The organism is Escherichia coli, assembly GCF_036503815.1.
GTDB classification, from domain to species: Bacteria; Pseudomonadota; Gammaproteobacteria; order Enterobacterales; family Enterobacteriaceae; genus Escherichia; species Escherichia coli_F.
On record NZ_AP027764.1, the window covers coordinates 2,446,185 to 2,459,974 of the forward strand.

A 13,790-nucleotide genomic window follows, 5' to 3' on the forward strand; every position below is an offset into this window, starting at 1 on the left:
GGCCATGAATACAGTACGCAGCGAAAAAGATTCGATGGGGGCGATTGATGTCCCGGCAGATAAGCTGTGGGGCGCACAAACTCAACGCTCGCTGGAGCATTTCCGCATTTCGACGGAGAAAATGCCCACCTCACTGATTCATGCGCTGGCGCTAACCAAGCGCGCAGCGGCAAAAGTTAATGAAGATTTAGGCTTGCTGTCTGAAGAGAAAGCGAGCGCCATTCGGCAGGCGGCGGATGAAGTATTGGCAGGACAGCATGACGACGAATTCCCGCTGGCAATCTGGCAGACCGGCTCCGGCACGCAAAGTAATATGAACATGAACGAAGTGCTGGCTAATCGGGCCAGTGAATTACTTGGCGGCGTGCGCGGGATGGAGCGTAAAGTTCACCCTAACGACGACGTGAACAAAAGCCAAAGTTCCAATGATGTCTTTCCGACGGCGATGCACGTTGCGGCGCTACTGGCGCTGCGCAAGCAACTCATTCCGCAGCTTAAAACCCTGACACAGACGCTGAATGAGAAATCGCGCGCATTTGCCGATATCGTCAAAATTGGTCGTACCCACTTGCAGGATGCCACGCCGCTAACACTGGGGCAGGAGATTTCCGGCTGGGTAGCGATGCTGGAGCATAATCTCAAACATATCGAATACAGCCTGCCGCATGTAGCGGAACTGGCTATGGGCGGTACAGCTGTGGGTACTGGACTAAATACCCATCCGGAGTATGCGCGTCGCGTGGCAGATGAACTGGCAGTCATTACCTGCGCACCGTTTGTTACCGCGCCGAACAAATTCGAAGCGCTGGCGACCTGTGATGCCCTGGTTCAGGCGCACGGCGCGTTGAAAGGGTTGGCTGCGTCACTGATGAAAATTGCCAATGATGTCCGCTGGCTGGCCTCAGGCCCGCGCTGCGGAATTGGTGAAATCTCAATCCCGGAAAATGAGCCGGGCAGCTCAATCATGCCGGGGAAAGTGAACCCAACCCAGTGTGAGGCATTAACCATGCTCTGCTGTCAGGTGATGGGGAACGACGTGGCGATCAACATGGGGGGCGCTTCCGGTAACTTTGAACTGAACGTCTTCCGTCCGATGGTGATCCACAATTTCCTGCAATCGGTGCGCTTGCTGGCAGATGGCATGGAAAGTTTCAACAAACACTGCGCAGTGGGCATTGAACCGAATCGTGAGCGAATCAATCAATTACTCAATGAATCGCTGATGCTGGTGACTGCGCTCAACACTCACATTGGTTATGACAAAGCCGCCGAGATCGCCAAAAAAGCGCATAAAGAAGGGCTGACCTTAAAAGCTGCGGCCCTTGCGCTGGGGTATCTTAGCGAAGCCGAGTTTGACAGCTGGGTACGGCCAGAACAGATGGTCGGCAGTATGAAAGCAGGGCGTTAATCTGCAACATACAGGTGCAGCCGGGGAATGATCAAACGAAGCGGCTGCGCCTGTGGTTTATAACGGTGTTGCACATTGTCGGCATCGTAATTTAACAACTCCCCAACGTCCGGCACGCCCGCGCCATTATCCCGATTAATCAGCGCAATAAGCGGCGTAGGGCAAGCGTGTTGTACTTGTTTTTGATCTCCCTTGTACCAGACGCGGGCAATCGGCTGCACCTTCACCGGACGTTTGATTTTTAACTTCGCGTCCTGTGGCAGGGTAGCAATATCCTGATACTCTCTCTCCAGTTTTCGTTGCCGCTCCTCGCGCGTCCACGGTGCGACACTGCGCGGTGATTTCAGGCTTTTTTCCAGCTGTGCCAGGACTTCATCACGATGCAAATTCTTAATGATATGTTTATTGGCCCAGCCAAAACGTAAAGTGGCGGGGTCGTGCAGAACAGTGAGCGTTCGGTAAGCATTAAGGGTGATCAGCCCCGGCAAATGACGATGCACCCATTCAAAACGCGCCGCTGTGGGGAGTTCTGACTCTACCGTGACGATATGTTCGAAAGTGGTTTTGAGTTGATTGATGCGCTGAATATGACTGACCAACGCTGCTTGCGAAAGGTTATCGACCTGGTAACACAACACGCCAGGCAGTCGAACAGCAGCCTTGCTGCTGCGATTTTCGGACTGTTGCTGAATAAACAAATGGCGGAAATGACGCAACGCCAGCGACTGCGCGTCGTTGCCCAGATGTTGCTTTACCTCAATACGATTAAGCGGGTTATGCTCATCCTCTTTTTTTACCTCCGGCAAAGAGAACACGCGGGCAACCAGCAATTTGTGCTGTTCTAGCTCAGCGGCAAATGCAGCCAGTTCTTGTTCCATCTGGCGAAAGGTAGTGTTGAGTCGGTCTACGAGATCGTAACGCGCCATAATATTAACCACTTTAGTTACAACATACTTTATTTTATAGCACAGTATCGACAGCCTGACCACCGTGCGCGTAATGTCAAGCAGAGGTAAATTGCGGGATGTTATGCCATAACGGCCAGCTAAACGAGAAGCGGGCACCACCCAGTTCGCTGGTGTCACAATTAACCGTACCGCCCATTGCTAGTGCTATAGAGTGGACAATCGCCAGCCCCAGCCCGCAGCCGCCGGTTGAGCGATCTCGGCTGGGATCGAGGCGAACAAAAGGTTCAAAGATGTGTTCGCGGTTTTCTGGGGCAATCCCTGGGCCATCATCCTCAACAATTAATGTCGCTCTGTTCCCCGACAGTAGCAGGCTGGTTTCAACCGTTGAATGGCAGTAACGCAGCGCGTTATTGAGTAAATTATCCAGCACGCGTTCCATTAAGCGCATATCCAACGCCGCATAATGGCCTTGCGTGAGCGTTTTAATCCGTACCGTTTTATCGGGCGTTACTGCCTGAATATCTGCCAGATGCGTTGACAGCCACAACGGCAGGTCTGGTTCGCTAAGATGAAGCTCATTTTGTGGGCGATCGAGTCGGGCATAAGTCAGCAACTCTTCAATTAAAGCTTCAAGTTGACTGATATCGCGATTCAACGCCTGGGATTCGGCGGCGCTCAGGTTATCGCTCATCTCCAGTCGATAACGCAGGCGCACTAACGGTGTTCGCAGTTCGTGAGCGATACCGTCAATAAGCTGTTTTTTGCTGGCAATCAAGGCGTTGATATTGTCCGCCATCTGGTTAAATGCGACGCCAAGTCGTTCAAAACTCGAACCTTCATCAAAGTGGATACGCTCACTGAGATGCCCATCGCCAAATCGTTGCGCCGCTGCTTCCAGTTTTAACATATCCTGCCAGTGCGGACGCATCCAGATAAACACCGGAAAGGCGAGGGAAATGGCAATAAAAGCGATCAGGGCGATATCCAGTAATCGCATCTGATGGAGGTAATAAAGATAAGGAACAGGACCAACTGCCAGCACGTAGTGGCTGCGCGGGATGCGTTGCAAAAAAGTGTACTGATCGTCCAGGGCGACAATTTCGCCGCCACGCAGCCGGTGCATGGAAATATCATCAAGATGATATTTACTCAGCGGCTCGACGCGCAGATCGAAAGAGAGATTTAAATCCATCTCCTTCAGCGTCTTACCCCAATCGTGTGGGGGGATCTCACGCAATTCGCTGCGCATCAGATACAGCGAACTGTTCATCAAATCATCCAGCGACTGTTTGCCTGCGCGTTCGGCGGTAAATTTGTACACCAGCCCGACCAGCAGAGACATTACAAGGAAGCAGACAAACAATAACAGGTAAAACTGGATAAACAGTTTTTTCATCGCTTATTCCCACGCATGAGGCGCAAAAAGATAGCCTTTGTTACGCACGGTTTTAATGCGGTAGGGTTCGGCAGCGTTATCGAGCAGTTTTTTTCTTAACCGCGAAATAGCCACGTCCACGCTACGATCCAGTCCGTCATAACTGACGCCGCGTAAATTCTTCAGCAGCGCATCGCGGTCCATGATTTGCCCGGCATGGGTGGCTAATTCCCATAACAATTCAAAATCAGCCGTCGAGAGTGAAATCTCATGGTTAGCAAGCGTCACTACGCGGTTGATGGGGTCGATAGTTAACGTACCGAAATGCAATGGTTTGTAAGGTGTCAGAGACGTTTCCTGAAGACCTTTGCTCAGTGTGGCTTGCTCATTCTGACGCAAATGCAAACGTAAACGCGCTAACAAAACAGCAGGGGGCGTCGTTTTGAGAATATAGTCGCAGGCACCCATTTCCAGTGCCAGGATGTGGTTCATATCGCTATCGAGAGAGGTTAGAAGAACAATCGGTCCGGACCACTTTGCGCGTAAATCACGACAAATGGTCATGCCGTCCTTGCCGGGCAGCATGATGTCCAGTAACACCAAATCCGGATTTTCTCGCAGAATAGTTTCTTCGGCCTGGTCGCCGCGCGGCTCTACGGTAACCTGCATATCATGTTTTGCCAGGTACGCGGCAATCAGTGAACCGACTTCCGCATCATCTTCCACAAATACGATGGTGTTCATATTATTCACGGTAGATATAAAAACGTCACAATACACTGCGCTGTTTTTACTTACTATCAATCGTTTCTAAACAAGTTTTCATCAGGTATTCTACTGATGACTTGTTATGGAAGTGTTAAGGTAAAAAGATGGGGCTGGTAATCAAAGCCGCGCTCGGTGCGCTGGTAGTGCTGTTGATTGGTGTATTAGCAAAAACGAAAAATTATTATATCGCCGGACTGATTCCGCTTTTTCCGACTTTTGCGCTCATCGCGCATTATATTGTTGCCAGCGAACGCGGCATTGAAGCCTTACGTGCAACAATCATTTTTAGTATGTGGTCGATAATTCCCTATTTTGTTTACCTGGCGTCGCTGTGGTATTTCACCGGAATGATGCGCTTGCCCGCCGCTTTTGTTGGTTCTGTTGCATGCTGGGGGATAAGCGCATGGGTGTTGATTATATGCTGGATTAAGCTGCATTAACGCAGATGACGACCGCCATCAAGAGGGAAACTGCGTCCGGTGACAAAGCAGCTGGTAAGTAAGTAATCGACCAGGTCGATCACTTCTTTCTCGCCAGGCGCGGTTTTCATCAGTGATTTATTCAGCGCCTGTTGTCGATATTCGGCATCATCATGCTCATTAAACAGGATCAGCGATGGCGCAATAGAATTTACTTTCACTTCAGGTGCCAGCTTGCGGGCAAACGAGCGGGTCATATTATCCAGTGCTGCTTTGCTTGCAGCATAGGCAATATGTTTGTCGCTACCGCGCTCCACCACATAATCGGTAAAGTGAATAATATCGCTGGCGGCGTGTCCGTGCCCGCGCAGTAATCTTTCCAGCGCGTGGTTAAGTAGGTATGGGGCATTAACGTGGATCTGCATCATGCAGGCCAGTACGTCGGTGAGTGGCATACCTGGTTTTTCTGCCATCCACGCACTGGCATTGTGCAACACCGCACGCAGGCCGTGGGTGCTTTTTAGCACTTCATCGGCAAACGCCATCACACCGTCGTTGGTCGAAAAATCAGCCTGAATACACAGCGCACCCGCATTCATCAGCCCATCAATGGCAGGATAGTGTGTCCGATAGCTGACTATCACCGGTTGCTTTTGATTAATGAAATGCCATGCGAGGGCGAGGCCGATGCGACGACCTCCGCCAGTAATTAATATTGGCAAGGGCTGGGCTTTACCCATCGTTATCTCCTTTGCTATCCAACGATGGGATGAACGTTATCCCACCAGCATCCAGGTCGCCGGAACTGAGGCAATTAACAGCATGCCAATCAGCACCATTTCCTGACGATTTAGTACATTATCATGTGTATGCGTTTTACGCGCGTACAGGAAGACCAGTAGCCCTGGCGCATACAGAACGACGGACAACAGCAGATGCATTGGACCAGAGGCGTACAATAACCATAAGCCATAAATGCAGGCACCGACACCTACCGCTTTATGCAGTGGACGGGTTGCGATTTTCAGCAAGAACGCGCCGACCAGGAAATAAGGCACCAGAATCATTTCTGAGGCGATGGTCAGCAACGTGTTGTAATCGGAACCGGTAAGCCAGATCAGTACCAGACAAATTTGCACGCAGATATTGGTCAGCCACAGTGAGGCGGATGGCGCGGCTTGTGCGTTCTGGCGCGCAAAAATGCGCGGGAATGCTTTATGGGTGGCTGCCAGGAACGGAACTTCTGCCGCCATGATGGTCCAGCTTAAGTACGCACCGCAAACGGAAACGATCAAACCGGCAGCGATGATGATTTCGCCCCACGGTCCCATCATTTCCACCATCAGACCGGCCATTGACGGGTTACGAATTTCAGCCAGTTCAGGACGTGCTACCACGCCCAGCGAAAGCAGCGTTACCAGCAAGTAAACGCCCAGAGCGGAGAGAACCGCCAGCAGTGTTGCTTTACCTACATCACGTTTATTACGCGCACGCGCCGAAACGACCACAGCACCTTCCACACCAATGAAAACCCACAGGGTGATCAGCATGGTGTTTTTCACCTGTTCCCATACCGGTACGCCAAGTGCAAGGCCAGTAAAGTCGAGCTTGAAGGTGTCCAGTTTGAACATCATCATCGCCAGCACAATAAACAGGCCCAGCGGCAACAATTTTGCCAGTGTCGCCACCAGGTTAATGCTGGCAGCGGTTTGTACCCCGCGCAGGATCAAAAAGTGAACAATCCACAATAAAGCCGAGGCACCGACGATCGATTGCCAGGTATTGCCATCGCCAAACAGACGCAATTCCGGCGTGTCCGTAAAAAAGCTTAACGCGGAAAAAACGATCACCAGATAGGAGACGTTGGCGATAACCGCGCACAGCCAGTACCCCCATGCGGAACAAAAGCCGATTAACTCACCAAACCCTTCGCGGGCATAGGTAAAGATGCCGCCGTCAAGCTCGGGGCGAATGCGTGTGAGGATCAGCATGGCAAAGGCCAGCAATAAAATGCCAGCACCAGTAATGCTCCAGCCGATGAGCAGTGCTGCCGGGCTGGCAACTGCCGCCATATTTTGCGGCAGACTGAAAACACCCGCGCCCAGCATTGAGCTTAATACCAGCGCGGTGAGTGCGCTCAGTCCCAGTTTCTTTTCCATCGATATCCAGTGGTTAAAACGTGATTAGAAGAATAAATATTAGGGCAAAACGCATAAAAATGGAGTTTGCCACTGAAGCGCGGGATTTTACGAAGAGATGTGTCTGCATGCAATGGTCGTGGGGAAATTTGTGACTAAAAATGCGAAAGGCGGCATTAAGCCGCCTTATAGTGGTAACTGAATAGTTATTTATACAGATCTGCGCTAACGGTGAGGTTATTACCACGTTCCTGCCACTGGCGGGTGATGTGGTAATACTTAGCGCCTTTCTTCGCGGCACGTTTCGCAACCTGATAGGAGACTTCGGTCATGTTGCCATAGTTGCCAGAGAATTTGATGCTGTCGAATGGAACCATCATCGCTGCTGTTACTTTGTTCAGTTCTTCGACTTTAGTACCATCAGGAAGCGTGACAGTGTAACGCCCGCCTTTTGATGACTGGGTTTCAAAGAAGCGACCAACTTCAGAACTTGGTGATGCGGTTGTCGCAACCCCTGGGATCTCTACTTTCTTCGCTGCTTCGCCACCCGCAGCCAGAGCTGCACGCCCCGCTTCGGAATCTGCCGGGATCACATCCGGGCTTTGTACGACGCGTTTCTTAGCATCTTTTTTATAGATGAACGCTGTAATGCGCTGGTTACCGCCCTGGTTAGCATCGATTTGACGAACAATGTAGAAAGCGTAAGCGCCTTTCGCTTTTGCCGCTTTGGTGATGGCGTCATTGACTTCAGGCTGGCTACGATAGAAGCCCTGAACGGTAACCGTATCAAACGGTTCAATCAGAACGGCCTGATCTTTTGGCAGTTCGACAACACCGTTGATAACGCGATTACTTGTTTCTTCGGCTTTTTCAGCATCGGCTTTATAGAGGTCAGCGACCACACGCCAGTTACCGCTGTTACCAAAATCAGAAGTGTCGACAACATAAAAAGAGGCGGCACCTTCTTTATCAGCGCGACGAGAAACGGCTTTCACCGCTTCGCCAATAGCATTAAAACGACCGGTAACCACTACACGGTCAAAAGGTTTAACCGCTGCCGCTTGCTCCGGTGTCAGTTCTGTTGCTGCGTTAACGGAAAAGGCCGTAGCAGAAAGCAGTGCCGACGCCAGGAGGGTGTTCTTAAGCTTCATAAAAATAATCCTTCGCCTTGCGCAAACCAGGTACTGGTATTGTTATTAACGAGAAACGTGGCTGATTATTGCATTTAAACGGTGTAACTGTCTGCGTCATTTTTCATATCACATTCCTTAAGCCAATTTTAATCCTGTTCAAATGACGGTCTATGCTTAAAAAACAGCCGTATCAGCATCAATACTACTGAAGCAACTGAATTGTATAAGTTAATTTAATGTTAAGTAATGATTCGTGCCGGGGCGATATCACGTTTTACCTGTCCACCGAAGATAATTATCAGTCTTTATCTAGCGTTCTAAGGTGTTTATCCCACTATCACGGCTGAATCGTTAATATTTTGCGAGTTCACGCCGAAATACTGATTTTTGGCGCTAGATCACAGGCATAATTTTCAGTACGTTATAGGGCGTTTGTTACTAATTTATTTTAACGGAGTAACATTTAGCTCGTACATGAGCGGCTTGTGTGGATCCTGACACAGGCAAACCATCATCAATAAAACCGATGGAAGGGAATATCATGCGAATTGGCATACCAAGAGAACGGTTAACCAATGAAACCCGTGTTGCAGCAACGCCAAAAACAGTGGAACAGCTGCTGAAACTGGGTTTTACCGTCGCGGTAGAGAGCGGCGCGGGTCAACTGGCAAGTTTTGACGATAAAGCGTTTGTGCAAGCGGGCGCCGAAATTGTAGAAGGGAATAACGTCTGGCAGTCAGAGATCATTCTGAAGGTCAATGCGCCGTTAGATGATGAAATTGCGTTACTGAATCCAGGGACAACGCTGGTGAGTTTTATCTGGCCTGCGCAGAATCCGGAATTAATGCAAAAACTTGCGGAACGTAACGTGACCGTGATGGCGATGGACTCTGTGCCGCGTATCTCACGCGCACAATCGCTGGACGCACTCAGTTCGATGGCGAACATCGCTGGTTATCGCGCCATTGTTGAAGCGGCACATGAATTTGGGCGCTTCTTTACCGGGCAAATCACGGCGGCAGGGAAAGTGCCACCGGCAAAAGTGATGGTGATTGGTGCGGGTGTTGCAGGTCTGGCCGCCATTGGCGCAGCCAATAGTCTCGGCGCGATTGTGCGTGCATTCGACACCCGCCCGGAAGTGAAAGAACAAGTTCAAAGTATGGGCGCGGAATTCCTCGAGCTGGACTTTAAAGAGGAAGCGGGCAGCGGCGATGGCTATGCCAAAGTGATGTCGGATGCGTTCATCAAAGCGGAAATGGAGCTCTTTGCCGCCCAGGCAAAAGAGGTCGATATCATTGTCACCACCGCGCTTATTCCAGGCAAACCAGCGCCGAAGCTGATTACCCGTGAAATGGTTGACTCCATGAAGTCGGGCAGTGTGATTGTCGACCTGGCAGCCCAAAACGGCGGCAACTGTGAATACACCGTACCGGGTGAAATTTTCACTACGGAAAATGGTGTCAAAGTGATTGGTTATACCGATCTTCCGGGCCGTCTGCCGACGCAATCCTCACAGCTTTACGGCACTAACCTCGTTAATCTGCTGAAACTGTTGTGCAAAGAGAAAGACGGCAACATCACGGTTGATTTTGATGATGTGGTGATTCGCGGTGTGACCGTGATCCGTGCTGGCGAAATTACCTGGCCGGCACCGCCGATTCAGGTATCAGCTCAGCCGCAGGCGGCACAAAAAGCGGCACCGGAAGTGAAAACTGAGGAAAAATGTACCTGCTCACCGTGGCGTAAATACGCGTTGATGGCGCTGGCAATTATCCTTTTCGGCTGGCTGGCAAGCGTTGCGCCGAAAGAGTTTCTTGGGCACTTCACCGTTTTCGCGCTGGCGTGCGTTGTCGGCTATTACGTGGTGTGGAATGTTTCGCACGCGCTGCATACACCGTTGATGTCGGTCACCAACGCGATTTCAGGGATTATTGTTGTCGGAGCACTGTTGCAGATTGGCCAGGGCGGCTGGGTTAGCTTCCTTAGTTTTATCGCGGTGCTTATAGCCAGCATTAATATTTTCGGTGGCTTCACCGTGACTCAGCGCATGCTGAAAATGTTCCGCAAAAATTAAGGGGTAACATATGTCTGGAGGATTAGTTACAGCTGCATACATTGTTGCCGCGATCCTGTTTATCTTCAGTCTGGCCGGGCTTTCGAAACATGAAACGTCTCGCCAGGGTAACAACTTCGGTATCGCCGGGATGGCGATTGCGTTAATCGCAACCATCTTTGGACCGGATACGGGTAATGTTGGCTGGATCTTGCTGGCGATGGTCATCGGTGGGGCAATTGGTATCCGCCTGGCGAAGAAAGTTGAAATGACCGAAATGCCAGAACTGGTGGCAATCCTGCATAGCTTCGTGGGTCTGGCAGCAGTACTGGTTGGTTTTAACAGCTATCTGCATCATGACGCGGGAATGGAACCGATTCTGGTCAATATTCACCTGACGGAAGTGTTCCTCGGTATCTTCATCGGGGCGGTAACGTTCACGGGGTCCGTGGTGGCGTTCGGCAAACTGTGTGGCAAGATTTCGTCTAAACCGTTGATGCTGCCAAACCGTCACAAAATGAACCTGGCGGCTCTGGTCGTTTCCTTCCTGCTGCTGATTGTATTTGTTCGCACGGACAGCGTAGGCCTGCAAGTGCTGGCATTGCTGATAATGACCGCCATTGCGCTGGTATTTGGCTGGCATTTAGTCGCCTCCATCGGTGGTGCAGATATGCCAGTCGTCGTGTCAATGCTGAACTCATACTCTGGTTGGGCGGCAGCGGCTGCGGGCTTTATGCTTAGCAACGACCTGCTGATCGTGACCGGCGCGCTGGTCGGTTCTTCGGGGGCAATCCTTTCTTACATTATGTGTAAGGCGATGAACCGTTCCTTTATCAGCGTTATTGCGGGTGGTTTCGGCACCGATGGCTCTTCTACTGGCGATGATCAGGAAGTGGGCGAGCACCGCGAAATCACCGCAGAAGAGACAGCGGAATTACTGAAAAACTCCCATTCAGTGATCATTACTCCGGGGTACGGCATGGCAGTCGCGCAGGCGCAATATCCTGTCGCTGAAATTACCGAGAAACTGCGCGCTCGTGGTATCAACGTGCGTTTCGGTATCCACCCGGTTGCGGGGCGTTTGCCTGGGCATATGAACGTATTGCTGGCTGAAGCAAAAGTACCGTATGACATCGTACTGGAAATGGACGAGATCAACGATGACTTCGCTGATACCGATACCGTACTGGTGATTGGTGCTAACGATACGGTTAACCCGGCGGCGCAGGATGATCCGAAGAGTCCGATTGCTGGTATGCCTGTGCTGGAAGTGTGGAAAGCGCAGAACGTGATTGTTTTTAAACGTTCGATGAACACTGGCTATGCTGGTGTGCAAAACCCGCTGTTCTTCAAGGAAAACACCCACATGCTGTTTGGTGACGCCAAAGCCAGCGTGGATGCAATCCTGAAAGCTCTGTAAACTTGACGGCCTCTGCGGAGGCCGTCACTCTTTATTGAGATCGCTTAACAGAACGGCGATGCTTTGACCTCCCGCTGATTGTTCAAGGGCAATTTTGACAATAATTGTCAACGGCACGGAAAGCAGCATACCCACCGGTCCTAACAACCATCCCCAAAAAATCAACGACAGAAATACCACCAATGTGGAAAGCCCCAGCCCACGCCCCATGATCCGCGGCTCCAGAATATTACCGAAGACCAGATTAATCAGCAGATATCCCGCCAGCACCAGCAACGCTTCGTAGAAGCCATTAAACACCAATACCTGAGCGATAGGGGGGATTGCCGCGAGGACTGAACCAATATTCGGGATGTAATTAAGCGCAAAGGCCAGCAATCCCCAGACAAAAGCGAAGCGAACATCGAGTGCGGCGAGCATCGCCCAGGCGACCAGGCCGGTGATGATGCTGATGGCTGTTTTCAGCACCAGATAATGAGACACACTGTCAATCGCACGCTGAATCGCCGCCATCCCTTCAACCGGACGCGCCATCATTTGCTGAAATTTTCCGGGCAATTGTGGCACTTCGAGCAGCATAAACAACACCGTCAGCAGCAATAAAAATATTGATGACATGGCATTAGATAACTGCGTCAGTAGATTGGTGAGCAAGGTCATCGCTGCGTTCGGGTCAATGTAATGCGCCAGTTGGTCAACTGAGACATCAATCCCTACGCGTTGCAACAACGGTTCAAGAGCTTGAAGTGGTGTCATAATGGAGTTGCGATATTGCGGCAACGTCCTCGTCAATTCATTGAGCGCGGACCCCAGATAAGCTAGCAGCAACACCATTGCCATCACGATGATGGTCATCAAAATCGACACCGCCAGTACACGCGGCACTCGCCAGCGGACCATGTGTTGCACCAGCGGGTTAAGAATAACAGCAATAAATAATGCGAGAATAAACGGCACGATGATCTCGGCGGCAAAACGGATACCACAGAGAATAATGACCAGCATTCCCAACATAATGACGATTTTTAGACCATTGAGCGTGATGATCGGCTTTGCCATGCTTGTCCCCGTTTTTTCTTTCTTTGCTAATAATAATGTCTTTTTCGTTCCGTCATCATAACGAAAATCAATCCGCTCGGGTAAAGAAGTGAAAATATTTTGAGTTAATTCTTAAGCTATGATACAAATCAGGCGTGTTCAACTACCGAGGACAATTATCATCCGCGATGATGAGAAGCAACACTGCGGATAATTGTAATATTATGGACAATTTGTTCAGGACGTTATTTTCTACATTTACCCATCTTCGTACCTCATCCACTATCTTGCTCGTAGGTGAGCAGCACTGGCGCAACGCGCTTTAGTCCTTTCTTCTGCCTAACCTTGCGCTATGCGCGGGGCTTGATCACTTTGCTCTGGTTTCGCTGAATTGAGCGAAAGATAAAATAATTCTCTTGCAGGAGAAGGACGATGTATATTTATTGGATTTTATTAGGTCTGGCTATTGCTACGGAAATTACCGGCACGCTGTCAATGAAATGGGCGAGCGTCAGTGAGGGTAATGGCGGTTTTATTTTAATGCTGGTGATGATTTCTCTGTCGTATATATTTCTCTCCTTCGCCGTTAAAAAAATCGCCTTAGGCGTAGCTTATGCGCTGTGGGAAGGTATCGGTATTTTATTGATTACCTTGTTTAGCGTTTTGTTATTCGATGAAAGTTTATCGCTGATGAAAATTGCCGGGTTAACGACCCTGGTGGCTGGGATTGTATTAATCAAATCAGGTACCCGTAAAGCGTGTAAACCTGAGCCGGAGGTGAACCATGGCGCAGTTTGAATGGGTACACGCCGTCTGGCTGGCATTGGCAATCGTGCTGGAAATCGTTGCTAATGTCTTTTTGAAATTTTCTGACGGCTTTCGTCGCAAAATCTATGGTTTGCTCTCCCTGGCGGCGGTGCTGGCTGCCTTTAGTGCGCTTTCTCAAGCCGTTAAAGGGATTGACTTGTCTGTAGCCTATGCATTGTGGGGCGGATTTGGTATTGCCGCCACGTTAGTCGCAGGTTGGGTTTTGTTTGGTCAACGTTTAAATCGCAAAGGCTGGATTGGTCTGGTCTTGCTGTTGGCTGGAATGATTATGGTGAAGTTTGCCTGATGAACACGCTGCCCGT

Annotated in this window: 14 protein-coding genes; 7 read left to right on the forward strand and 7 right to left on the reverse strand. The window is 50.3% G+C overall.

Translation table 11 applies throughout. The features are described 5' to 3' along the window. Positions 1-4: 4 nt before the first annotated feature. Positions 5-1,408 carry a class II fumarate hydratase gene (gene fumC / locus AABJ99_RS11740; protein ID WP_001099088.1) on the forward strand — a complete coding sequence of 468 codons (1,404 nt, stop codon included), beginning with the start codon at positions 5-7 and terminating at the stop codon, positions 1,406-1,408. Here the strand turns inward: fumC and tus are convergent. From tus to rstA, 3 genes are all read right to left on the reverse strand, one after another. Then, positions 1,405-2,334, reverse strand: coding sequence for a DNA replication terminus site-binding protein (gene tus / locus AABJ99_RS11745; protein WP_039021272.1), 930 nt, complete (start codon positions 2,332-2,334; stop codon positions 1,405-1,407). The genes fumC and tus overlap by 4 nt on opposite strands. A 76-nt stretch (positions 2,335-2,410) precedes the next feature. Beyond that, positions 2,411-3,712 (reverse strand): two-component system sensor histidine kinase RstB, encoded by a 1,302-nt coding sequence (rstB, locus tag AABJ99_RS11750; protein ID WP_039021273.1) that lies wholly within the window; start codon positions 3,710-3,712, stop codon positions 2,411-2,413. Between the two features lie 3 nt (positions 3,713-3,715). Beyond that, on the reverse strand, positions 3,716-4,435 hold the full coding sequence (gene rstA, locus AABJ99_RS11755; protein WP_039021274.1) for a two-component system response regulator RstA: 720 nt from the start codon (positions 4,433-4,435) through the stop codon (positions 3,716-3,718). 128 nt (positions 4,436-4,563) lie between these two features. Between rstA and ydgC the strand changes: the two genes are divergently transcribed. Continuing rightward, a complete protein-coding gene (ydgC, locus tag AABJ99_RS11760; protein WP_000524861.1) occupies positions 4,564-4,899 on the forward strand; it encodes a GlpM family protein in 336 nt (111 codons plus the stop codon). Here the strand turns inward: ydgC and folM are convergent. From folM to ydgH, 3 genes are all read right to left on the reverse strand, one after another. Then, complete coding sequence (folM, locus tag AABJ99_RS11765) at positions 4,896-5,618, reverse strand: dihydromonapterin reductase (protein WP_039021275.1); 723 nt, start codon at positions 5,616-5,618, stop codon at positions 4,896-4,898. The genes ydgC and folM overlap by 4 nt on opposite strands. 36 nt (positions 5,619-5,654) lie before the next feature. Beyond that, positions 5,655-7,037, reverse strand: a complete 1,383-nt coding sequence (ydgI, locus tag AABJ99_RS11770) for an amino acid permease (RefSeq protein ID WP_000412394.1) — start codon at positions 7,035-7,037, stop codon at positions 5,655-5,657. 185 nt (positions 7,038-7,222) lie between these two features. Next, positions 7,223-8,167: a DUF1471 family protein YdgH gene (ydgH, locus tag AABJ99_RS11775; protein ID WP_039021276.1), complete on the reverse strand. Its 945-nt coding sequence runs from the start codon at positions 8,165-8,167 to the stop codon at positions 7,223-7,225. Positions 8,168-8,690: 523 nt separating this feature from the next. On the opposite strand from ydgH, the gene pntA reads away from it, so the two are divergent. Both pntA and pntB read left to right on the forward strand, forming a co-directional pair. Beyond that, on the forward strand, positions 8,691-10,223 hold the full coding sequence (gene pntA, locus AABJ99_RS11780) for a Re/Si-specific NAD(P)(+) transhydrogenase subunit alpha (protein WP_001219378.1): 1,533 nt from the start codon (positions 8,691-8,693) through the stop codon (positions 10,221-10,223). Between the two features lie 10 nt (positions 10,224-10,233). Then, positions 10,234-11,622, forward strand: a complete 1,389-nt coding sequence (gene pntB, locus AABJ99_RS11785; protein WP_000014044.1) for a Re/Si-specific NAD(P)(+) transhydrogenase subunit beta — start codon at positions 10,234-10,236, stop codon at positions 11,620-11,622. A gap of 24 nt (positions 11,623-11,646) precedes the next feature. Here pntB and tqsA read toward each other — a convergent pair whose 3' ends face one another. Then, positions 11,647-12,681: an AI-2 transporter TqsA gene (gene tqsA / locus AABJ99_RS11790; RefSeq protein WP_001118237.1), complete on the reverse strand. Its 1,035-nt coding sequence runs from the start codon at positions 12,679-12,681 to the stop codon at positions 11,647-11,649. 134 nt (positions 12,682-12,815) lie between these two features. Here tqsA and AABJ99_RS25000 point away from each other — a divergent pair, with 134 nt between their 5' ends. From AABJ99_RS25000 to mdtI, 3 genes are all read left to right on the forward strand, one after another. Beyond that, complete coding sequence (locus AABJ99_RS25000; protein ID WP_085948401.1) at positions 12,816-12,986, forward strand: hypothetical protein; 171 nt, start codon at positions 12,816-12,818, stop codon at positions 12,984-12,986. Between the two features lie 106 nt (positions 12,987-13,092). Next, positions 13,093-13,458 (forward strand): multidrug/spermidine efflux SMR transporter subunit MdtJ, encoded by a 366-nt coding sequence (mdtJ, locus tag AABJ99_RS11795; RefSeq protein WP_000276155.1) that lies wholly within the window; start codon positions 13,093-13,095, stop codon positions 13,456-13,458. Further along, a complete protein-coding gene (gene mdtI, locus AABJ99_RS11800) occupies positions 13,445-13,774 on the forward strand; it encodes a multidrug/spermidine efflux SMR transporter subunit MdtI (RefSeq protein WP_000046674.1) in 330 nt (109 codons plus the stop codon). The genes mdtJ and mdtI overlap by 14 nt, the downstream gene beginning before the upstream one ends. The last annotated feature ends 16 nt before the right edge of the window (positions 13,775-13,790 follow it).